The 24,036-nt window shown below is 33.5% G+C and carries 20 protein-coding genes and 1 other RNA gene; 14 read left to right on the forward strand and 7 right to left on the reverse strand.

Annotated elements, in window-relative coordinates; genetic code table 11:
* The first annotated feature begins 98 nt into the window (after positions 1–98).
* Complete coding sequence (gene pheT / locus DCS95_RS02275) at positions 99–2,528, forward strand: phenylalanine--tRNA ligase subunit beta (RefSeq protein ID WP_116769219.1); 2,430 nt, start codon at positions 99–101, stop codon at positions 2,526–2,528.
* On the opposite strand, the gene DCS95_RS02280 is transcribed toward pheT, so the two are convergent.
* Positions 2,529–3,101, reverse strand: coding sequence for a fasciclin domain-containing protein (locus DCS95_RS02280; RefSeq protein ID WP_116769220.1), 573 nt, complete (start codon positions 3,099–3,101; stop codon positions 2,529–2,531). It lies immediately after the preceding gene.
* A 206-nt stretch (positions 3,102–3,307) separates the two neighbouring features.
* Between DCS95_RS02280 and DCS95_RS02285 the strand changes: the two genes are divergently transcribed.
* Positions 3,308–4,030, forward strand: coding sequence for a hypothetical protein (locus tag DCS95_RS02285; RefSeq protein WP_116769221.1), 723 nt, complete (start codon positions 3,308–3,310; stop codon positions 4,028–4,030).
* A 10-nt stretch (positions 4,031–4,040) separates the two neighbouring features.
* Here DCS95_RS02285 and DCS95_RS02290 read toward each other — a convergent pair whose 3' ends face one another.
* On the reverse strand, positions 4,041–5,168 hold the full coding sequence (locus tag DCS95_RS02290; protein ID WP_116769222.1) for a hypothetical protein: 1,128 nt from the start codon (positions 5,166–5,168) through the stop codon (positions 4,041–4,043).
* A 35-nt stretch (positions 5,169–5,203) separates the two neighbouring features.
* A complete protein-coding gene (locus DCS95_RS02295) occupies positions 5,204–6,826 on the reverse strand; it encodes an ABC-F family ATP-binding cassette domain-containing protein (RefSeq protein ID WP_116769223.1) in 1,623 nt (540 codons plus the stop codon).
* Between the two features lie 179 nt (positions 6,827–7,005).
* On the opposite strand from DCS95_RS02295, the gene DCS95_RS02300 reads away from it, so the two are divergent.
* On the forward strand, positions 7,006–8,388 hold the full coding sequence (locus DCS95_RS02300) for a transaldolase (protein ID WP_116769224.1): 1,383 nt from the start codon (positions 7,006–7,008) through the stop codon (positions 8,386–8,388).
* On the opposite strand, the gene DCS95_RS02305 is transcribed toward DCS95_RS02300, so the two are convergent.
* On the reverse strand, positions 8,385–9,194 hold the full coding sequence (locus DCS95_RS02305; protein WP_116769225.1) for an SDR family oxidoreductase: 810 nt from the start codon (positions 9,192–9,194) through the stop codon (positions 8,385–8,387). The two genes, DCS95_RS02300 and DCS95_RS02305, sit on opposite strands and share 4 nt — an antisense overlap.
* A gap of 89 nt (positions 9,195–9,283) precedes the next feature.
* Positions 9,284–9,382: signal recognition particle sRNA small type (ffs, locus tag DCS95_RS02310), an RNA gene on the reverse strand.
* Positions 9,383–9,516: 134 nt separating this feature from the next.
* On the opposite strand from ffs, the gene DCS95_RS02315 reads away from it, so the two are divergent.
* From DCS95_RS02315 to DCS95_RS02345, 8 genes are all read left to right on the forward strand, one after another.
* A complete protein-coding gene (locus DCS95_RS02315; RefSeq protein WP_116769226.1) occupies positions 9,517–10,572 on the forward strand; it encodes a glutaminyl-peptide cyclotransferase in 1,056 nt (351 codons plus the stop codon).
* A gap of 2 nt (positions 10,573–10,574) precedes the next feature.
* Positions 10,575–10,964, forward strand: coding sequence for an acyl-CoA thioesterase (locus tag DCS95_RS02320; protein WP_116770123.1), 390 nt, complete (start codon positions 10,575–10,577; stop codon positions 10,962–10,964).
* 26 nt (positions 10,965–10,990) lie between these two features.
* Positions 10,991–12,535 carry a hypothetical protein gene (locus DCS95_RS02325; RefSeq protein WP_116769227.1) on the forward strand — a complete coding sequence of 515 codons (1,545 nt, stop codon included), beginning with the start codon at positions 10,991–10,993 and terminating at the stop codon, positions 12,533–12,535.
* A gap of 144 nt (positions 12,536–12,679) precedes the next feature.
* Positions 12,680–13,411 (forward strand): LytR/AlgR family response regulator transcription factor, encoded by a 732-nt coding sequence (locus DCS95_RS02330; RefSeq protein WP_116769228.1) that lies wholly within the window; start codon positions 12,680–12,682, stop codon positions 13,409–13,411.
* Between the two features lie 135 nt (positions 13,412–13,546).
* Positions 13,547–13,723 carry a hypothetical protein gene (locus tag DCS95_RS20165; RefSeq protein ID WP_159304193.1) on the forward strand — a complete coding sequence of 59 codons (177 nt, stop codon included), beginning with the start codon at positions 13,547–13,549 and terminating at the stop codon, positions 13,721–13,723.
* Between the two features lie 91 nt (positions 13,724–13,814).
* Entirely contained in the window at positions 13,815–15,851 is a 2,037-nt protein-coding gene (locus DCS95_RS02335; protein ID WP_116769229.1) for a tetratricopeptide repeat-containing sensor histidine kinase, read from the forward strand.
* A 75-nt stretch (positions 15,852–15,926) separates the two neighbouring features.
* Positions 15,927–16,595, forward strand: a complete 669-nt coding sequence (locus DCS95_RS02340; protein ID WP_116769230.1) for a response regulator — start codon at positions 15,927–15,929, stop codon at positions 16,593–16,595.
* A 154-nt stretch (positions 16,596–16,749) separates the two neighbouring features.
* Entirely contained in the window at positions 16,750–17,388 is a 639-nt protein-coding gene (locus tag DCS95_RS02345) for a hypothetical protein (RefSeq protein ID WP_116769231.1), read from the forward strand.
* Positions 17,389–17,413: 25 nt separating this feature from the next.
* Here the strand turns inward: DCS95_RS02345 and glyA are convergent, their stop codons facing one another.
* Positions 17,414–18,688 carry a serine hydroxymethyltransferase gene (gene glyA / locus DCS95_RS02350; RefSeq protein ID WP_116769232.1) on the reverse strand — a complete coding sequence of 425 codons (1,275 nt, stop codon included), beginning with the start codon at positions 18,686–18,688 and terminating at the stop codon, positions 17,414–17,416.
* Positions 18,689–18,934: 246 nt separating this feature from the next.
* Between glyA and DCS95_RS02355 the strand changes: the two genes are divergently transcribed.
* Positions 18,935–20,119: a hypothetical protein gene (locus tag DCS95_RS02355; RefSeq protein WP_116769233.1), complete on the forward strand. Its 1,185-nt coding sequence runs from the start codon at positions 18,935–18,937 to the stop codon at positions 20,117–20,119.
* Between the two features lie 29 nt (positions 20,120–20,148).
* Here the strand turns inward: DCS95_RS02355 and ytxJ are convergent, their stop codons facing one another.
* Positions 20,149–20,544 (reverse strand): bacillithiol system redox-active protein YtxJ, encoded by a 396-nt coding sequence (gene ytxJ, locus DCS95_RS02360; protein WP_116769234.1) that lies wholly within the window; start codon positions 20,542–20,544, stop codon positions 20,149–20,151.
* 157 nt (positions 20,545–20,701) lie between these two features.
* Between ytxJ and clpB the strand changes: the two genes are divergently transcribed.
* Entirely contained in the window at positions 20,702–23,302 is a 2,601-nt protein-coding gene (gene clpB, locus DCS95_RS02365) for an ATP-dependent chaperone ClpB (RefSeq protein ID WP_116769235.1), read from the forward strand.
* Positions 23,303–23,414: 112 nt separating this feature from the next.
* A complete protein-coding gene (locus DCS95_RS02370) occupies positions 23,415–24,008 on the forward strand; it encodes a TetR/AcrR family transcriptional regulator (protein WP_116769236.1) in 594 nt (197 codons plus the stop codon).
* Positions 24,009–24,036: the final 28 nt, after the last annotated feature.

The raw sequence follows: 24,036 nt of genomic DNA on the forward strand, positions 1-24,036 counted from the left end.
CAATTAAATAGGCAGAATTAAAAATTAAAATAAAGACTTCATAGCTTATTGAATGTATTAGGGCATTGTTTTATCTTTGCGGCCTATAAATGTTTTGAATGAAAATATCATACAACTGGCTTAAACAGTTCATACAAATTGATTGGGAATCGCAAAAAACCGGAGAACTTTTAACCGATTTAGGTTTAGAAGTAGAAGGAATTGACAAATTTGAATCTGTAAAAGGCGGATTAAAAGGTATTGTTGTAGGTCACGTTTTAAGCTGTGAGAAGCATACAAATGCCGACAAGCTTAATGTTACTATGGTCGATATAGGCCTTGAAGCACCCGTACAAATTGTGTGTGGCGCAAAAAATGTAGCTGCTGGGCAAAAAGTACCGGTTGCCACCATAGGTACTACATTATATACCCCAGAAGGTGAAGCTTGGACAATTAAGAAAGGAAAGATCAGAGGTGAAGAAAGCTTTGGAATGATATGCGCCGAAGATGAACTGGGTCTTGGTGATAGTCATGATGGCATTATGGTTTTAGATATAGACCTTAAACCTGGTACCCCTTGTGCAGATATCTTCGATATTGAGGAAGACGAAGTTTTCGAAATTGGCCTAACACCAAATCGTGCAGACGCCATGAGTCATTATGGCGTTGCAAGAGACCTTAAAGCAGGCTTAAAGCAAAAGGAAATTACAAAAGAACTTATAACGCCATCAACCAGTCATTTCAATATTAATGACCGATCTTTAAAAATCGATGTTGATGTAATTAAGACCGAATTAGCTCCTCGTTATTGCGGGGTATCAATTAGCAATCTTATTATACAACCTTCTCCTACTTGGCTTCAGAATAGATTAAAAGCTATTGGTTTAACACCAAAAAACAATGTAGTAGACGCCACAAACTATGTATTGCACGAACTCGGGCAACCACTACATGCATTTGATGCCGCCAAGATAAAAGGACATAAGATTGTTGTTCAAACTTTACCTAAAGGCACAAAGTTCACAACTCTTGATGGAGTGGAAAGAACTTTGCACGAAGATGATTTAATGATTTGCGATACCGAAAAACCACTATGTTTGGCTGGCGTTTTCGGTGGCTTAGGTTCTGGAGTAACGGAAGAAACAACTTCTATTTTCTTAGAAAGTGCTTATTTCAACCCTGTTTCAATAAGAAAATCGGCTAAAAGACATGGGCTGAATACTGACGCATCATTTAGATTTGAACGCGGAATTGATATTGAAAATGTAGAGTACAGCCTAAAACGTGCCGCATTATTAATTAAAGAGATAGCAGGCGGGGAAATAACTTCTGACATTTATGACCTTTATCCTAAAAAGCACCCCAACTTTGAAGTATTTCTTGCTTTCGAAAAAATCAATAAATTAATTGGTCAAGAAATCCCGCAGGATACCATTAAATCTATATTGGCCTCATTAGATATCAAAGTAAAGAATGTTACAGAAGCCGGTATGGGATTGGAAGTACCTTCTTACCGCGTAGATGTACAAAGACAAGTAGACGTTATAGAAGAAATTTTGAGGGTGTACGGTTACAACAATGTTGCATTCAGTCAAAAGCTAAATGCTTCTATAGCCAGTACAACAACGGCGGCAGATCACAATATACAAACAACTATAGGCAATGCATTAGCTGCTAAGGGGTATAATGAAATATTAACCAACAGTTTAACCAACCCAGATTACACTCAATTAATTGAAGTTGAGGGAGACGGGAGAAAATCGGTCGAAATCATTAACCCGTTAAGTGGGGATCTATCTATTTTACGAAGAACTTCTCTATTTTCGGCATTGGAAACCGCTAGCTATAATATAAATCGTAGACGACCTAATCTTAAATTATTCGAATTTGGGAAAACGTACTACGAAAAGGAAGGTAAAAGAATCGAACCAAAATACTTAAGTATTTTACTAACTGGAAATACCACACAAGATAGTTGGACAAATAAGCCTGTTGCCACTAACTTTTTTGAACTTAAATCAATTGTTCAAACGGTGTTTTTAAGACTTGGTTTAAATAATTTGAAAAGTGAACCTACTTCTTCTACTATATTTTCTGAAGGTTTAACCTTTACATACAAGAAAAATAAGTTAGTGTCATTTGGGTTGGTCAAAAAATCAATTTTAAAGCATTTTGATATCAAACAAGATATATTATTTGCCGATTTTGATTGGGGAACAGTGCTGAAACAAATTGACAATACCCCTATTTCTTTTAAAGAAATACCAAAGCATCCAGAAGTTAAGAGAGATTTCGCCCTTTTACTTGATCAAAACGCTACCTATCGTGAACTTCATGAAATTGCATTCAAAACTGAAAGAAAGTTCTTAAAGGACATGACTTTATTTGATGTTTACGAAGGGAAAAATTTACCGGACGGAAAAAAATCATATGCGGTAAGCTTTACATTGCAAGATGACAAAAGTACGTTGACCGAAAAGCAGATCGAAAAAATTATGTCTAAACTACAAAGTAGCTACGAACGTAATTTAGGAGCAAGCCTTCGTTAATTAAAGCATCTTTTCAGGAACAAAAACGGTGTCAATCTCATGAATGATGCCGTTTGACTGATTTGAATCGGCCGTAGTGATTGTAGCATGGTTGCCAAACTTGTCGGTCAATACTATATCAATACCTTCCATTGTAGCCGTTATCGCTTCGCCTTGAATGGTAGTAAATGTGGCTATCCCATTTCCTCTGCACATCGCTTTTAGAATACTTGAGGCAGATAATTTGTCAGCAATGATATGATAAGAAAGCATTGCCCTTAAAACTCTTTTGTTTTCTGGATCGAACAACTTATCTAAAGTTGATTCTGATAACTTCTGAAATGCAAGGTTAGAGGGTGCAAAAACTGTGAATTCTCCTTTATAATCCAATACTTTATCTAAATCGACCGCCCTAAGCGCATTTAATAAAGAAGAATGGTTTTCAAAGGACTCCGTACGTTCTAAAATAGATTTTTCCGTCTTTATAGTTGAGATTAATTGATCAAACTTTAGATCAATACTATTGTCTTGTGCATAGGTATGAAGCCCTATAAATAAGGCGCACAAGGACACGAGGGATGTCCATTTTTTCATAATAGTTGGTTCTTAAGGGGCAAATGTTCTTAAAATCGACAAATGGTACGATTTCTTCGTCAATATACAATTTGAAGCAATCGACACCTAGTCAAAATTAACGATTGCATCTATTTTAACATTTTATTAACTTTTAATTAAGTTAGACAAAATTTACATGAAAACACTAATTGCTTAACTTTGAGTGTATTGCTAAAAAAGAGAACATGTTACTGCCAAAAACAAATATTGAACAGAAGCTGTCGACAGTAAGAAAAAAACGAATTTCAGCCGAAGAAAAACACCTGAAAGAAGTTTACAGCATATTAGCTAATCTTGATAATGAATTAGAGCGAATAGAAAATAATGTAACTATTAACAATGGTGTTCAAAATAATAAATTCAATATTGATTTACTGGACAGTGATAAAATTTACCACATTGATGAAATAAAACAGATTTGCATAGACTACCGTTTACGCTTTCTTGATGCTAAATACTTTAAAGGTCCACTACCAACTGAAGCACTATCAAAAATAAAAACGCTCGAAAAAGAACATCATATTGAAATACAAGGTTTTAAAATAATAGCACCTTCAAAACTATTTAAATTAGAAGATAAAGACGACCCTTTATTATTTGCCCCTATAGGCAATGGGTATCACTACTTAATACATCAATGGGGCAATGATCTGCACCCATTAAGAAGATTATTGATGTGGCCTTTTAAAAATATCATCAACCTAACTATTCTGGTATTATTGATAAGTTATCTGGTAACATTATTGATTCCAAATGGTCTATTTTCAAAATCAAGTACAAATGCTCAATTCTGGATTTTATATTTCTTTATGTTCAAATGCATAGCCTCAATAGTTATTTTTTATGGCTTTGCTTTAGGCAAAAACTTTAATCCGGCTATTTGGAACAGTAAATATTATAATAGCTAGGCATTTCAATTTAGTCTATGAAAATGGTTTGTGGTATCCCGGACAAATCTATATTATCTACAAATTCAAAATCTGGTGACGGCGTAATTCTTAAAATTCCACCATTGTCGCCACTTCCGTTTTTTTCATATCCTACAAGTATATAATTGTTTTTATCGTCGTAGGCTATTGCAGTTGTATTGGCAATATTAAATTTTACGTTAAGCTCAGCATCTGAAAGAAAATTTTCATACAGATAAACAACAGTACTGTTCTCTTCAAAATCATAAGTGGCAGGTACTTCTGTTATATTTGCCCCCTGCATGTTTTTTTGAAAATAGAATTTTCCATTACCATCCATAAAAAAGTCGTTCGTTGTAATAAATCCAGGAGCAGTATCTTCACCATAAGTTGTATAGGTCTTATCTAAAGTTATCGGGTCTATGGTTGTGTGCAGCTCAGGATAACTAACAATTATTTGATCAGTATTATTTTTAAACAACCTTAATGCATCATAGCCTAAATCTAACGTAACCAAAACTTCATTGCTATTTAGATCAATAATAGTTAAATGATATTCATTGGATACAAATTCATTTAAGGTTAAAACAAAAAGTTTATTAGAAGACACAACAACATCTACAGGTTTATTATTCAAGGTTATTTCAGCGTAGTTTTCTGGATTATTCAATGACCCTCTTCTAACCACAAAGTGTTTATCCTTGCCTAATAAATCTCTCTCATATGCAATAAACATATCAATTTCATCATATGCTACAGCAGCCACATTAACATCACAAGGATTGTCGTCAGTAAAAACCTGAATTGTTTTTGATGATTGTTCTTCTGCATTATACCATTGTAAACTAGCCTCGCAATTGGCAGTATAGTAGTAACCTAAACTACTTGATGACTTGAATTTTATGGCATTTGCCGGTATAAGACCAAAAGATGCGACCTCTTCACCAACAACTAAATTGTCTTGACCCGTATTAACAACAGCTGCATTGATATTATCATTAGCTTTTAAAAAGACCGTATAATCAACAGCTATATCGGTTTCGATTACTGTTTCTTCTAATTGCTCATCGGTAGATTTTTCGCAGGCAACGAAACTAAAAGCCAGCAAGAAGCAGGCCACAAAATTGTAGGTTTTCATAAAACATTGATTTGGGTTAATCTTTTATTCTATGCTTACTCAGCGTACATCTTGTTACGCTGGTCTTTCAATGCCTTGTCAGACATATATTCATCAAACGTAGAATATCGATCAATGTTGCCTTTAGGAGTCAATTCTATAATCCTATTCGCCACAGTTTGAGCAAATTCGTGATCATGAGTCGTAAAAAGCACTGTTCCCTTAAAATTCTTTAGAGAGTTGTTAAATGCCGTAATACTTTCCAAATCCAAGTGATTTGTTGGTTCATCTAACATTAAAACATTGGCACGCATTAGCATCATTCTACTCAACATACAACGTACTTTTTCTCCACCAGATAAAACGGTACACTTTTTAAGCGCTTCTTCGCCACTAAAAAGCATTTTACCTAGAAAACCTCTAATGTAAACTTCCTCTCTCTCCTCTTCTGTTTTAGCGTAATGGCGTAGCCAATCAACAAGGTTAATATTATCGGTAAAGAAATCTGAATTATCAGCAGGCAAATAAGACTGGGTAGTCGTTACGCCCCATTGGTACGTTCCCGAATCAGCCATTTTGTTACCGTTAATAATTTCATAGAATGCAGATGAAGCTCTAGAATCTCTTGAAATTATAGCAACCTTATCTCCTTTAGCCAGATTGATATTGACATTATTGAACAATACCTCACCTTCTTCTGTGCTAGCAGACAAACCTTCAACATTCAAAATTTGGTCACCCGCTTCTCGTTCCCTATCAAAAATTATTGCCGGATATCTACGACTAGATGGTTTAATATCATCAACTTTTAACTTGGAAAGCATTTTTTTACGTGACGTTGCCTGCTTACTTTTTGCAACGTTTGCACTAAAGCGAGAAATAAACTCTTGTAATTCTTTTGCTTTTTCTTCTGCCTTCTTGTTTTGTTGTGCACGTTGACGAGCTGCCAACTGGCTACTTTCATACCAAAATGTATAGTTACCGGAGTATAAATTTAATTTTCCGAAATCAATATCACCTATATCCGTACAAACGGTATCTAAAAAGTGACGATCGTGACTAACAACAATAACCGTATTCTCATAATCTGCCAAGAAATTCTCTAACCAACTAATTGTTTCATAATCCAAATCATTGGTAGGCTCATCCATGATCAACACATCAGGATTTCCAAATAAAGCCTGAGCTAAAAGTACTCGTACTTTCAATTTAGAATCTAACTCAGACATTAAACTATAATGCATATCTGCACTAATACCTAAGTTAGAAAGTAGGGCAGCCGCATCGCTATCGGCATTCCAACCGTTCATTTCCTCAAACTGCACTTGTAACTCCCCTATTCTATCTGCATTTTTATCATCATAATCCGCATAAAGGGCATCTATTTCCTTCTTAATCTCATAGAGAGGCTTATTGCCCATTACTACTGCTTCCAAAACCGTATATTCATCAGCAGAATTATGATTTTGCTCTAAGATGGACATTCTTTTACCAGGCTCTAAATGTACATGCCCAGATGTAGGGTCGATCTGACCTGCCAAAATTTTCAAAAAAGTAGATTTTCCAGCACCATTTGCACCAATAATACCATAACAGTTACCTTGGGTAAAAGCAACGTTTACTTCATCGAATAATACTCTTTTTCCAAATTGAACAGAAAGGTTAGAAACAGATAACATAGAAACTAAATTTTAAAAATCCGTGCAAAAATACAGAATTTATAGGCTTACAGTGTGTAGTTTTACATCAAATTCTATAAAAGATTCTTAAGTTAGCGGTTCATAACATTTAACTAGCTATTAACAACATCCGGTGATCAGGTTTATTATTTTTGGATAATACCAGTCCCATATATTATATGATAAGAATTTTACTCTCTACTTGCGTAGCTTTATTGGTGGGTTGTTCATCCACAAAAAAAGATTCAGATTCGGTACTTTTTGCTGGTGAAATTGTTAACCCGACAAGTGACCAAGTAATCTTATTAAAAGGCGGTTCAAAAATAGATTCCGCGAAACTTGATGACAAAAACAGATTCAAGTTTAAACTTTCTTCTATTGAAAATGGTCTTTATCATTTCAATATCGCTCCAGAACATCAATATGTATATTTAGAAAAAGGTGATAGTCTAATGGTTAGACTTAACACTATTTATTTTGATGAATCTTTGGTTTTCTCTGGAAGTAATGAAGAAACAAATAACTTTCTTTTAGATTTATTCTTAGCAACGGAAATAGAAGATTCTGATATGTACTCTGAATATTACAAATTGGAACCAAAGGAATTTTTGGCAAAAATAAACGCTCTTAAACAAGAAAAAGTCAATAAGTTAAATGAACTAAATACTGAAAATTTAATATCCAACCAAGCCATTAAACTTTTAACGGGCAGTATTGATTATACATATAACAGATACAAAGAAATTTATCCTTTTAGACATAAGAGAAGAACTGCAGAAGAAAACTTTCATGATTTACCCAAAGACTTCTATAAATACAGAAGCAGTATAAATTATGATGACCATACGTTAACATACCTTAGACCGTATTACGATTTCATGAAAGCTCATTTGGGGAACCTATCTTACATGACCTGTATGGATAATTGTGGCGACCTTCATGAGAATAACAGCAAACAATTACATTACAAGAAGCATAAGCTACATTTAATTGACAGTCTTGTTGTGGAAAAGGAATTAAGGGACAACCTATTCAGAAACGTTGCCTTCGACTATTTGTTAAAGAAGAATGACGCCCCTGAAAACACGGAGATTTTCATTAAAGAATTTAAGAAGGTTTCGAAAAACAACATGCATCTAGAAGAAATTGAAAACCTATATCAGGGTATTGTAAATCTTCAACCTACCAAAATGATACCTAATCTTTCTGTACTCAATTTTGAAAAGGAGCCCAAGACTTTAACCGAAATAGCTAGTGACAAGAAGGTATTATTCTATTTTTGGTCTGGAACCAATAGAAAACAATATTTGAATATTTTCAAAAGAATTGACATTCTTAAGGAGAAGAAGCCAGATCATGAACTCATCGGTATCAATATAAAAACTGATTACGACCAATGGAAAAACATACTAACGACTCTTGGCGTAGACCCTTCTTTACAATACCATAGCAACGACTTTAAAGAACTTACTGAAAAATTAGTTTTATATCCAATCAATAAAGCTATTATTACCGACAATGCAGTAATAGTTGATGGCTTTTCTAATATTTATAAGAATTAATGAGCACTATGGCTCTCTAGAAGTTTTTCGAACCAACGCCCTGGTAATATATTTTTAAGCGTCAATGAAAACTTCTGTATAAAAGATCCCACTTTATAATGTGGTTTTGGGTTTTTGGTTTCAATGATTTTCGCAATCTTTCTACCAACTACAGCTGGGTCTCCTCCACTATCGACATCAGCATCAATTGCTTCTAAAGTACTTTTATAAGCACTTTTATAAGGTGAATTTTCAAATACCGGAGTATGATACCTACCCGATGCTATATTAGTTGCAAAATCACCCGGCGCTAATGTGGTGAGCTTAATACCAAATTGCTTGGTCTCCATTCTATAGCTTTCAGTTACTATTTCAAGCGCACCTTTTGAAGCAGAATAAATCCCTCTATAAGGCAACCCCATATATCCTGCAATTGAAGTGATATTAATAATTAAGCCTTCTTTCTGCTCGCGCATCACCGGTAAAACAGTATTCATTACGTTTAACGGCCCATTAAAATTGGTTGCAAATGCATTAATTACTTCTTCATGAGGTGTTTCTTCCATAGGACCGGTAATTCCCACGCCGGCGTTATTGATCAAAACATCAATTCTATTCTCCATTTCTAATAATGAAGTAATACATTCTTTAATTGTATCTACATTTCGAACATTCATCTCCAGAAGAGGAAAATCTTTAAAAGATGGGTATTTACTTTTGTCACGGGTTGTACCGTAAACTTTACAACCTAAATATTTTAAATGTAAGCCTATTGCTTTGCCAATACCTGAAGATCCACCTGTAATTAGTACTACTTTTGTTTTCATTTTAAAGAAAATAAGCGATGCTAAAGATTATATAGAATTGGTTTTGAATGTGTTACCTAAAACAAAATTATTTCACTTTAGGGCACAAAAAAAGGCAAGCTACCTACATCGCACCGCTACGACCGTATACCCTTGCTGCGTTCCCACCCTGGGGGATTCTACAGGAGCTGGTCGTGTAGGACTTGCCGGGTGCAAATATACAATCTTTTAAAACTTTGACAATCCTTTTAGTTTCTAATTTTTATGAATTAAATTGCCTTTTATTAACAATCACTCATACATTTCATGAGTTTCTACTTAATCTAAAATACTTGTTTACTTCATGAATATCGCCAAAATAATTTGTATTCTTCTTATTACCAGCTTTTTCACTTCTTGTGGCAGTGGCAATCAGAAAGCCTCATCCTTATTTGAAATTGATTTAGAAAATAATTTAAAACAAATTAATCAAAATCAAGAAATTGGTATATCAATAAAAAACAAGAAAGAAAAACAAATAGAAAGTGTTGAATACAGCATTGATAACACAACAATACCTGTAAATAATGGAAAAATTAAAGTCAGTCTACCCACTTTAGGGCATAAAGTTTTGACCGCTAAAATTACTTTTGATGGTGAAACCGTAGAGATAAACAAAAACCTTAAAGTATTATCAGAGAAAGCTCCTGAAATTTACACCTACAAAATCATTAACGAGTACCCACATGACACTAAAGCCTATACCCAAGGCTTAGAGTTCTATAATGATACCCTTTACGAATCAACAGGTAAAAAAGGTCAGTCTTTTTTAAGAAAACTAAACTTTAAGACAGGTGAAGTTTATAAGCAAATAGATTTGGACGAATCATATTTTGGAGAAGGCATTACTATTCTTAATGATAAAATCTATCAGCTTACCTGGCAAAGTGGTTTAGGCTTTATTTATAATCTAAACACATTTGAAAAATTAGACAATTTTCAATATGGAAAAAGTCGCGAAGGCTGGGGGTTGACCAATGATGGGTCTAAAATTTATAAAAGTGATGGAACTGAAAAAATTTGGCTAATTAATCCTGAAACCATGACAGAGGAAAGTCATATAGAAACGGTAACCAATTCCTCCATTTTTAATTCTGCTAATGAATTGGAATATGTTGATGGCAAAATATATGCTAATGTCTACCAAAAACCGAGCGTTATGATCATAGACAGTAAAACCGGTGCTATTGAAGGGGTTATCAATTTTAGTGGCTTAAGCGATAAAATTACTAAAACAGCAAATTGGGACAAAACCAACTATGTTCTTAACGGTATAGCCTACCATCCAGAACGAAAAACATTCTTTGTTACCGGAAAATTTTGGGACAAAATGTTCGAAGTTCAAATAGAGAAAAAATAAGAATGAATTCATTTCATAAGGAAATTACCGTTTCTGTTGACGATTTAGACGACTTAAACCACGTAAATAATGTACGCTACGTGCAGTGGATTCAAGATATTTCAAAAGAACATTGGCAAGCAAGTGCATCTAGCTTAATGCAAGATCAGGTTATATGGGTGGTTTTAAGTCATCATATTGAATACAAACGCGCTGCGGTACTTAATGACCCTATTAAAATCTCTACGTATATAGATTCTAGCTCTGGTGCAAAGTCAATACGAATTGTTGAAATGAAACACGCAACAACGAACAAGTTACTTGTAAAATCAAGTACAGAATGGTGCCTGTTAGAAAGTAAATCTTATAGACCCATTAGAATTCCAGATGATATAAAGGAAATTTTCCTATAACTTAGGTGTTGTAAAACTATACCCGCGTGCGCACTAAAATTCTAATAACATTCTCCATTTTATGTTCCATACTTTGGATTACATCTTGTAGAAAAGATTTTGATTATGCACCAAGTAACGGTCATTTATCTTTTTCAAGAGATACCGTTTATTTAGATACCGTGTTTTCAAATATTGGTAGCAGCACCTACTTATTAAAAGTTTTTAATGACACTAAAGATGATGTTGTTATTCCCACTTTAAACTTAAGAAATGGTCTAGAAAGCTTCTATAGACTCAATGTTGACGGTGTTGCAGGCAAAGAATTCAACAATGTGCCCATATATGCCAAAGACAGCCTGTTTATACTAATAGAAACAACTATAGACATCACCGACTCAGCGGTAAATGAATTGCTTTATATTGATGCTATTGATTTTGATAGCGAACCTTACCGGCAATCAGTTCAACTAGTGACTTTAGCCAAAGATGCTATTTTTTTATATCCGAATGAAGAACTTGAAAGTAGTACAGAAATTTTAGACCTTTTTATTGATGAATCAACAGAACCTGTAGAAATAGAAGGATTTGTTTTAAATGATGAATATTTAACCCTTAATAATCAAAAACCTTATGTGGTTTATGGCTATGCCATAGTTGAGGAGGATAAAGAGCTAATTATTGAAGCTGGATCACGACTGCATTTTCATGAAAATTCGGGCATTTTGATAAAAGAGGGAGCCACCCTTACCATAAACGGACAACTTAGCGAAAACGATGAGGAATTAGAGGGCGAAGTAATTTTTGAAGGCGACCGACTTGAACCCGGTTTTGATGATATCCCCGGACAATGGGGCGCAATCTGGATAAGCCAAGGAAGTCAAAATAATATGATTAACCATTTAACTTTAAAAAATGCTCAACTTGGTATTTTTGTACAAGGGCAAGAAGATAATATAGAAACTACATTAACACTAACCAACAGTAAAATCTTCAATAGTTCCACAATAAACCTATGGGCTAAAAATGCGAAAATATATGGAGAAAATGTGGTTTTAGGTAATGCAGGCAACTCTTCCTTTTTGATTGAAAACGGTGGCAATTATAGCTTTATACATACCACTGTAGCCAATTATTGGAACAAAGGCTTTCGATTTAATTCGGCTTTAGATATTAGAAACCATTCCAGAAATAATTTTGACGTTGGGTTCAACTTACAGAAAGCTGAATTTAAAAACTCTATTATTGACGGTAACGGTCAAAATGAAATATCATTGATCACCAACGAACAGAATGATTTTAACTTCCATTTTCAAAATTGCTACATAAAATTAAACGAAGACAACAGCTCGAACATAAACAATCCTTTGTACGACCTTAATAATACGGAATACTATACCAATATTATAACAGCAGGTGAATTGGACTATTTCTCACCTACTGATGATGATTTTAGAATTGGGCTTGACAGTGATGTATTAAACAAAGGTGATATAAACACTGCTAATTCATCACCTATTGATATAATAGGAACCTCTAGATTACCCGAACCAGATTTAGGTGCTTATCAAGCAATAAATAAGGAAAATTAACGAGAATGCTCGTTTAAATGCAAGATTTTTCGCTCACAAACCCCGTAAATACTGATTTTATAAACATATCCTCTGTTTTTATAAGGACATTCTAGGTCTACTTTTTAATACCTATGTTTAATTTCGTGATATACGCTATTACATTTGAATTATTCATATACCATAATAGACTCTGATGCTGTTTCAAACTTACAGCTACATGCTTTCTTAGATGAGTATGATGATTTTGAATGCATAAATACGACCAACAATCCTTCCGATGGTTTAAACGATATTCTTAAATATTCGCCAGATATTGTTTTTATAAACCTGAATAATGACTACAATGCTGTTTTTTTGATGATTACCGAGATTCATCAATATATGAATCAATTACCAATTTTAATCGGTATCGCTTCGACCAAGAAATATGCTTATGACGCCATCAAAAATGGCTTTTTTGATTATTGGCTACAACCCTTCAATGAATTTGATATTCGCAAATCTTTATTGAAGCTTCAAAAAAGAATGCCAAAAGAAAAAGCACCGGCTACCTTATGCTTAAAATCGTATAACGATTTTCAATATTTAAATACCAATGACATACTTTACCTTAAAGCAGATAATAATACCACCGAATTTTTCATGAATGACGGTACAATTATTAATGCATATAAAACGTTAAAGACCTTTGAGAATACCTTACCAGATAACTTTATGCGTATTCATCAAAGCTATATCGTAAATACAAGTTACGTTTCACGTATCAACTTTGGTAAATCCATATGTGCTATAAAGAAGGTAAACGAAAGTATTCCTTTCTCAAAAACATACAGAGAAAATATGGAAAACCTGAAAACCATTCTTTCTAAAAACACACTTTCAGCATTAAATTAAGAATCCTCTCAAAACTAGCGTATTTACTCACAGAACTGTGTATTACACTTACAACTCTAATTTTAGCATTTAAAACTCTTTTTATCATACTACTTTGGCTGTATAATAAAACCAAAACCCCTAAAAACACACAGTATGAAAAAAGTAACAGGTATTTTAGCAGTAGTAGTAATGGCAGTTGGTATGGCTACTATTTCAATAGAAAACACGTCTAACGAATTTGACAACGCAATTGAGAATTCTCAAACAATAACATGTGATGACTGTGACGCTCCTTTAGGAGATAGAAAACCACCAAAGAAGATAGGATAAGTATAAAATTATTAATACAAAAAAAAGCCTTTAACATGATTGTTAAAGGCTTTTTTTTTACCTTGGTTTATTATACCGATAACATCTATTTTTGAACAAGCTTTATATATATATATCCGCACTTTTTCTACTTTGTTTAAGCTGTGCAAAAACTGAATCCAAAAAAGAGATACAATCAACACCTGTAACAAATGATAGTATTTCCATATGGTCTGCCGAAAGTTATGAGGCGGACTCTAAGAGAAAATTGGAACTACAATATAAAGCTTACCAATTCGCAATAAATTCACCAACAGATTCTTTAAAAAGTCTACACCTTTCTAATCTCTCTTACAATCAACAATTTATTTCTGACAGTTCATTATACCGACAAATAAATAAAGAAGCAATTTTAGCGAACCAAAAAATTAAAGATACCGCTGCTATAGGTGCGATTTATTGGGATTTAGCTTATTTTTTGGAAAATAGAATAGCCTACGATAGTGCGTTTTATTATTACTCAGAAGCTCTTAACCTTTTCAAACAAATTAATTATATAGATGATGTTGGCTACATGTATTTAAATATGGCCGGTATTCAAATGAAGATTAAAGACTATATTGGTAGTGAAGCCAATACCGTAAAAGCGATTGAATATTATAAAACATTAGAAAATAATAACCAGCAGTTATATAGAAGTTATAATCTTTTGGGTATAATTTTAACCGACTTAAAAGATTATGAAAAATCTTTAGCCTATTATAACGAAGCCTTATTTTACCTTGAAAAAATTCCTAACAGTTATATTGATGAGGCCAGCGTAATAAACAATATTGGCGTAACTTATAGAAATTACAAACAATATGACAAGGCTATAGAGAATTTTGAAGAAGTATTAAGCACCAATAATGTTTTAACTAAAAGACCTAGTTTATATGCGCTAGCCCTAAGTAATTTAGCAACTTCAAAACTCTACAAAAGAGATACTTCTAATGTTCGTACTTTATTTGATCAAGCCATAAAAATTAAAAAAAAGGAGAATGATTTAGGTAGTATTGCTGCGAGTTATTACAATTATGCAGAATTAGAAGCTTTTGCCCATGACACTACCGCAGCTATCCATAAAGCAAAAGTGGCAGAAAAATTTGCAATAGAAGGAGAGTCAAATGAGCGTCTATTAAAAACTTGGCAATACCTGGCCATTTTAGACAAGAACAATGCATCAGATTATTTCGAAAAATTTACCAAACTTAACGATAGCCTACTAACAGAAGAACGTAAACAACAGAATAAATTTGCCCGAATACGCTTTGAAACCGATGAATTCATTGCAGAGAATATTGTATTGGAAAGTGAAAAAGAAGTGCTTTCAAAACAAAAGCAAATTTGGATCGGTATTGCAGCCGGTTTCTTTTTACTAGGGTTATCAATTTACATTATTATTAATCAACGTGCTAAAAATCAAAAACTAAGATTTGACCAGCAGCAGCAAATCAACAACCAGGAGATTTTTAACTTAATGTTAATGCAGAAACAAAAAGTTGATGAGGTAAAGAGACTTGAACAAAAAAGAATATCTGAAGAATTGCACGATGGCGTTTTAGGAAAAATGCTTGGCGCTCGTATGATACTTACAGGTTTAAATAAACGTGCTACCGACGAAGCTATTCAAGAAAAATCAAAAGCCTTAGGTTCATTACAAGAAATTGAAAATGAAATTAGGTCCATATCTCACGAATTAAGCCATAGTGCATACCAAAAAATAAGCAACTTTACAGATTCTGTAGAAACATTGCTTGCAAATAACCGAAATACCGAGATTAAAACTATTTTTCATTTTAATGAAGACGAAAATTGGGATAGCTTGGCCGGTGAAATTAAAATTAATGTATATCGAATAATACAAGAGACATTTCAAAATGCTATTAAACATGCCAAATGTTCATTTTTTGAAATTACCTTTTACAGAAATGATGAACAGTTCAATGTAATTATGAGCGATAATGGTATAGGTTATAACGTTAATAAAGGCAGAAAGGGAATAGGAATCAGAAACATTACTTCTAGAATTGACAAACTTAAAGGCACCTTTCATATTGACTCTACCGAAGGTAAAGGCACTACTATTTCTTTAAATATTCCAATCTAAATAGAAAGTAATAAATTTGTCAATAATAATAGTTAAGTTAAAAACGTTTAGTAAATTACATTAGAATCACAACTTATGAATACTGTAAGAATATTAGCGGTAGATGATCATGAAATGACGGCTCTTGGTTATAAGTATATCCTTGAAGATTCTGAATTTGCTGACTTTAACGTAAAAGTTGAAATTGCGACAAACTTTGATCAAGGCAAAAGCAAAATAGAAATGTCTAAGAGAGCCGTGCCTTATGATGTTATATTACTCGATATTCAATTGTTTTCCCCAGAATCTAAAGACCCAAGAACGGGTATTGATTTAGGTATGGTCGCTAGAAAAGAAGTGCCAAAGTCGAAAGTTGTATTTATGTCATCTTACAGTGATAATTATAGAATTAACAATATATTTAAAACTGTAAATCCTGATGGATATATGGTGAAATCGGAGATTGATGAAATGTCTCTAAAAACTATGGTAGAAACCATTGTTAATGATTCTCCATATTACACAGCCAGTGCATTATCTGCTATTAGACGAAGAATGTCTACTGACATTGTTATAGATGAACAAGACCAAAAAATATTGTATCATTTATCTCAAGGAATACACACAAGAGACATAGCTCCATTAATTGGCTCTGCAAATACTACCGTAGAAGCGAGAAAAAGGCAGCTAAAAGCACTTTTTGATGTTAAGAACGGAAACGACCTAGCTTTGATTAACGAGGCTAAAACAAGAGGATTCTTATAAAACACCCAATTTTCAACTACCTGAATTACAGGAAGTTAAAATTTTAATTTTCATTTTATAATAATATCCTCTGAAATTCTAAGGTTTTTCTATATCAGATTATGGAGCTAGAAAAGTATCTTTATGTAAAAGAATGCTATAAATTTCTACTCGTATGCCATTTAATTACGAAAATTTTATCAATAATTCAAAATCCGAGTACACCAAGGAAATCATCGGTATAGATGATTTTTTGAAGTCTTTAGATTTCCATTACTTCTCAGATGTTAAGCTTAATAACAAGCACATCACCTTCAATTCAATAAGTTTGGTATTGGAGATTTCCTGTAATTTAGACTTATTGGAATTACTTGCTCATTTTAATACAGATAGATGGGGATATAACGGTAAAGAAAAATCTCCGCTAGAACAAGCTCTAGAAATACTTGATTTACAAAACAAGTATCATATTGATATTGAAGAACTTACGTTTTTCTTAAATGATACTAGTGTAGTCATAAAGCGTATTTACGACCGAAGTATTGCAACCCAATTAAACGATATCTTAAAACAAATAGCGTTTAACTATGTGTTTTTGACAAGAGGTCTAACACAGAAACCTTATGAAATTTTTGTCCCAATTTTTGAAGATACCATTCAACATATGGACGGCAATGAAGAGGAGTTAAATATTGCACCTAAATCATATTCCGAATTTTGGGGCATATATCTAGACAAAGATGATGAAGCATCTATTTATGATGTAAATAAGAATACATATGTAAGTGGAGATTTAGAGTTTTTATCAGAATAAAAACTCTAAATCATCCAATTCTTACTTAAGCATTAAAAATAGGTCTAGTTTTCATCATTTCATTAACCTTACCTCTAACCTCTTTTATTATTGCTTCATTTTCAGGATTCATTATCACCTGATCAATAAAATCTACTACTTTTTCCATGTCAGATTCGACTAAACCTCTAGTCGTAATTGCTGCTGTTCCAAAACGAATACCAGAAGTAACAAAAGGTGATTTATCATCAAAAGGCACCATATTCTTGTTAGCTGTAATATCAGCCAATACTAAAGCTTTCTCAGCATCTTTACCAGAAATATCTTTATTTCTTAAATCAATAAGCATCATATGATTATCTGTACCATCAGAAATAATATTGTAATCAAGTTTTACAAATGCTTTGGCCATGGCATCGGCATTTTTCTTTACTTGAGCTATATATGTCGCATAAGATTCGGTCAATGCCTCTCCGAAAGCAATAGCTTTACCTGCAATTACATGCTCTAACGGTCCACCTTGGTTTCCAGGAAAAACAGCCAAATCTAACAATGCAGACATTTTTCTTAAGTTTCCGTTCTTCAGTTTTATACCAAATGGATTTTCAAAATCCTTACCCATTAATATTAAACCACCTCTTGGTCCTCTTAACGTTTTGTGCGTTGTAGTAGTAACAATATGGCAATGAGGAATTGGGTCGCTTAAAAGTCCTTTAGCAATTAGACCCGCTGGGTGAGAAATATCAGCAAGTAATATAGCGTTTACACTATCTGCTATTTTACGAAAACGCTCAAAATCCATATCCCTTGAATATGCAGATGCACCGGCAATAATCAATTTTGGTTGTTCTTTTGTTGCTATTTCCTGAATTTTATCATAGTCCAACCTTCCAGTCTCCTTATCTACACCATAAAATACCGGGGTATACAATCTTCCAGAAAAATTTACAGGTGACCCGTGAGTTAAGTGACCTCCATGAGACAAATCAAACCCAAGAATTTTATCTCCTGGTTTTAAACATGCATGATATACGGCTGCATTGGCCTGCGAACCTGAATGTGGTTGTACATTGGCATATGCCGCCCCAAAAAGCTCCTTAGCTCTATCTATAGCTAATTGCTCTACTTTATCTACAACCTCACAACCTCCGTAATACCTTTTGCCTGGGTATCCCTCAGCATATTTATTAGTAAGTACAGAACCTTGGGCTTCCATAACTTGTGGACTCGTAAAATTTTCAGAAGCAATTAATTCAATGCCATTTATTTGACGTTGCTTCTCTTCTTCTATTAGATTAAAAATAGTGGTATCGCGTTGCATGTGATATATCTTTTAAATAAGTGGCAAAAATACAAATAGCGCACTTAAAGAAATATAAAAAACGAAACAAACGCATAACTTATTTATCAAAATAAGTTAATAACTACAACCTTATTAGGGATTTAGAATTTACTTAAACAAGCATATCATCGAAAATATACTATTCTACATCCTATATCGTTTAATTAAAACCCTTTTATGGCACGGCTGTTGAATAGCTACTATAAATTCTAAACAACAATAGACATGAAAAAATTTCTACTTTTTAGTTTTATCGGTCTACTACTTTCTTGTAGTGGAGTTAAAAAAACACAGGAGGCTCTTAATTCTGGAAATTATGAAGCTGCAATTAACAAGGCAGTGATGAATATTGCAGAAAATAAGACCAAAAAAAGCAATCAGCAATATATTGTTCTTTTAGAGGAAGGATTTAAAAAGAATACCGAAAGGGAATTACAACATATTAAATTCCTAGAAAAAGACGGTAATGCTGCTAACTATGAAGAAATTTTCAATACTTATAATAGGTTGAAATCCATTCAAGAGAGAATTCGTCCTTTATTACCGTTACAGATTCTAGATGAAGGGAGAAGAGCTCAATTCAATTTCAAAAATTATGATGATGAAATAATTGCATCAAAAAATAATTTATCTGAATTTCTATATAATAAGGGCACTACCCTATTATCGAACGCAAATTATAAATCCGATTATAGAAATGCCTATAGCGACCTTAACTATTTAAATGAAATTAATCCTAATTACAAAGATGTCGTAGCCAAAATTGACGAAGCTTATTTAAAAGGTTTGGATTATGTAATTGTCAACATGACCAATAATACTGATCAGATAATTCCTAAAAGATTAGAAGATGAACTTCTTAACTTGAATACTTATGGTTTAAATACCAATTGGACGGAGTATCATACAAACAGAATTCAAAATCAACTGTACGATTATCAAATGGAAGTGTCTTTTCAAGACATCAGTATTTCTCCTGAACAAATTAGAGAAAAACAAATAAGTAAGGAAAAACAGATCAAAGATGGTTATACCTTTGTGGAAGATAGTAACGGTAATGTAGTTTCAGACAGTCTTGGCAATAGTATTAAAGTAGACAAGTTTAAAACTGTACGATGCGATTTTTATCAGTTTACCCAATTTAAAAGTGCAAAAGTTACTGGTGTCGTAAGTTTTATCGATTTAAAGAAACAACAAAAAATTAATCAGTACCCACTATCTAGCCAGTTTGTTTTTGAGCATATTTATGCAAATTATGATGGTGATAAAAGAGCTTTAGATAATGACCTGGTTTCTTTATTACAGTTAGCAAGAGTACCATTTCCAAGCAATGAACAAATGGTCTATGATGCGGGTGAAGACTTAAAGAACAACCTTAAAAATATACTGAACAACCAACGATTTAACTAAAAAAATGCCCCGTAAAAACGGGGCGTTTTTTATACATATTGTTCTAGATTTATATTCGATATCGATCCATGTGAATCATGAACCACTACTTCACCATTCTTTATAATTAAAAGTTGAGGAGATTGGTGGGTAATTCCAAATTCTGATGCAACTGCATTTGAAACTTCCCTATGTGCTAATAGGTCTAAAAAGTACATGTCCATTTGACCATCTTCCAAATCATAACCACTCTTAAACATGTTCAACACCATTCTACTAATACCGCATGAGGTAGAATGTTTAAATACTAATTGAGGCCTACCCTTTGATGCTAATTTAATTTCTTTTAATTGTTCAATAGAAGTTAGCGGAACCCAAGGTATATTAGACGAATTGCCTTCTTCACCGTTCTTTGAACCACCAAATAATCCACCAAATATTCCCATAAAATTCTTAATTTAATATTATACTTACTATATAGTACACCTGACTAATTGTCGTTCTTTTTTACGAAACTTACGCCATTTTGTCTTCCAATCTTAATTGGTAAGATTGTTGAAATACCATGTTCAAAAGTATTACAATTAACTAAAATTAGATATAATGAATATAAATAATTTCACAATAAAATCACAAGAGGCTATTCAACAAGCCCAGCTGATCGCCCAAAACAGCGGGCATCAGCAAATAGAGAATGAGCACGTTTTTAAAGCCCTATTAGAGGTTGAAGAAAATGTGATGCCTTTTTTAATTAAAAAATTGGGCATTAATTTTTCCTTGGTTCAGCAAATTCTTGACAAAGAGCTTTCAAGTTTCCCAAAAGTACAAGGTGGTGAGCTACAATTTTCTAGAGAAGCTGGTAAAACTTTAAATGAAGCTAGCATCATCGCTAAAAAAATGGACGATGAATATGTTTCTATCGAGCATCTATTTTTAGCCATACTAAAATCAAAAAGTAAAATTGCCCAGATTTTAAAAGATCAAGGTGCCACAGAAAAGCACTTAACTTCGGCTATTAACGAATTGCGTAATGGGGAAAAAGTTACATCCCAAAGTGCTGAAGACAACTATAACTCTTTACAAAAGTACGCCAAAAACCTAAATGAATTAGCGGATAGTGGCAAGCTAGACCCTGTTATAGGACGCGACGAAGAGATTCGTAGAATTCTTCAAATACTATCAAGACGAACAAAAAACAACCCTATTTTAGTAGGTGAGCCAGGAGTAGGTAAAACGGCAATTGTTGAAGGACTGGCACATAGAATTATTCAAGGGGATATTCCAGAGAACTTAAAAGATAAAGTAATTTATTCCCTAGATATGGGCGCACTAATTGCTGGTGCCAAATATAAAGGGGAATTTGAGGAGCGTTTAAAGGCCGTTATAAAAGAAGTAGTAAGTGCAGACGGCAATATAATTTTATTCATAGATGAAATCCATACACTTATCGGTGCAGGTGGCGGACAAGGTGCTATGGATGCAGCCAATATACTTAAACCTGCTCTTGCAAGAGGTGAACTTCGTTCTATTGGAGCAACGACATTAGATGAGTATCAAAAGTACTTTGAAAAGGACAAAGCTCTGGAAAGAAGATTTCAAAAGGTCATCGTTGATCAACCTGATACTGAAAGTGCCATATCTATCCTTAGAGGTATTAAAGAAAAATATGAAGCACACCATAAGGTTCGCATTAAAGATGAGGCGGTTATTTCTGCCGTGGAACTTTCCCAGCGTTATATAACCAATAGATTTTTGCCGGATAAGGCTATTGACCTTATGGACGAGGCAGCCTCTAAATTGCGAATGGAAATCAATTCTAAACCAGAAGAACTTGATGTATTGGATCGCAGAATCATGCAAATCGAAATTGAAATCGAAGCTATAAAGCGTGAAAACGACAAGGAAAAACTTCAGGTTTTGAATTTAGAGTTAGCAAATATAAAGGAAGAGCGTAATGAAATTTTTGCGCAATGGGAGAGTGAAAAATCGGTTGTTGACAATATACAACAAACAAAACAGGATATTGAAAATTTCAAATCTGAAGCCGAACGTGCAGAACGTAACGGTGACTATGGTCAAGTTGCAGAAATTAGATATGGTAAAATAAAGGAAGCGCAAGAAAAGCTTTCACAATTGCAAGACGACCTTAGCAACCAGCAGCACGCGGGTACACTGATCAAAGAGGAAGTTACCAGTGATGACATTGCCGAAGTAGTAGCAAAATGGACAGGTATACCTGTATCTAAAATGCTGCAAAGCGAACGTGAAAAACTTTTAAAATTAGAAAGTGTACTTCACAAAAGAGTTGTAGGCCAAGAAGAAGCTATTGAAGCAGTATCCGATGCAATTAGAAGAAGTAGAGCTGGGTTACAAGATGCAAAAAAACCAATTGGATCTTTCCTATTCTTAGGTACCACAGGTGTAGGTAAAACAGAACTTGCCAAAACACTTGCTTCTTATTTGTTCGATGATGAGAATGCAATGACTAGAATCGATATGAGCGAATATCAAGAAAGACATTCGGTCAGTAGATTGGTTGGTGCACCTCCAGGATATGTTGGTTACGATGAAGGCGGACAATTAACCGAAGCTGTTCGTAGAAGACCATATTCCGTTGTTTTATTAGATGAAATCGAAAAAGCGCATCCAGATACTTTCAATATTTTATTACAAGTTCTTGATGAGGGAAGATTAACCGACAATAAAGGTCGTGTGGCAGATTTCAAGAACACTATAATTATTATGACAAGTAATATGGGTAGTGATATTATTCAGGAAACTTTTGAAAATACCGCGGATGTCTATAGTGCATCTGAAACTGCTAGAATTGAAGTGCTTGGTCTTTTGAAAAAAACGGTAAGACCAGAGTTTATTAATAGAATAGACGATATAGTGATGTTTACTCCTTTAACCAAGGACAACATTAAGGAGATTGTTAGACTTCAGTTAGAGCACTTAAAGAAAATGCTAGATAAACAACAGATTACTCTAGATGCCACCGAAGAAGCAATAGATTATTTGGCAGATAAAGGTTATGATCCTCAATTTGGAGCAAGACCGGTTAAAAGAACCATACAAAAAGAGGTTCTTAATAATATGTCCAAATCACTATTAAGTGGTGAGATAAAATCTGATAGTGTTGTGCTACTTGATGCTTTTGACAATAGTTTAGTGTTTAGAAATCAAGAAGATATTACGGTTTAATTTTAACAAATTGATAAAAAGGCGTTCATATTTAATTATATGGGCGCTTTTTTTTGCGAACATTATATACCATACAGTATAGATTTTTTATATTCGCATAAAACAGTCTTATATGTCCACAAAAGCCGAAAGAACTACCGCTTATATAATTGAGACTGTCGCACCTGTTTTTAACAAGCATGGTTACGTAGGCACCAGTATGAGCGACTTAACAGAAGCCACCAACCTTACCAAAGGTGCTTTGTATGGAAATTTTGAAAATAAAGAAGCTTTAGCCTTAGCAGCCTTCGAATTTAATAGAAACTTACTTCTTAATGCCATAGATGAGCATTTGTCAATTGACGAAAATGCTATGGCGAAGATTAAGAACCTTATAGAGTTCTACAAAAAATATGATGTTTTTACCTTAAGCATGGGTGGCTGCCCTATTTTGAATGTTGGTATAGATGCCCAGCACAATAATAGATTACTTGCCGCTGCAGCCAAAGAAACCATCAAAGAAATCGAAGGAAAAATTGCACTTGTTTTTGAAAACGGAATTAATAACGGTGAATTTAAATTACCTGTTACTCCTTTACAATTTTCAAAACAATTGTTTACCATAATCCAAGGCTCAATTGCCATGGCAAGCCTAACCAAAGACCGTAAATATTTATTGAATACGGTAAATTACCTAGAAGTACTTATTAAAAGGGAACTAAAATAACATATTAGTATTCTTTATTTAGCAATAG

Origin of the sequence: Maribacter litoralis (assembly GCF_003075045.1) — a bacterium.
GTDB classification, from domain to species: Bacteria; Bacteroidota; Bacteroidia; order Flavobacteriales; family Flavobacteriaceae; genus Maribacter; species Maribacter litoralis.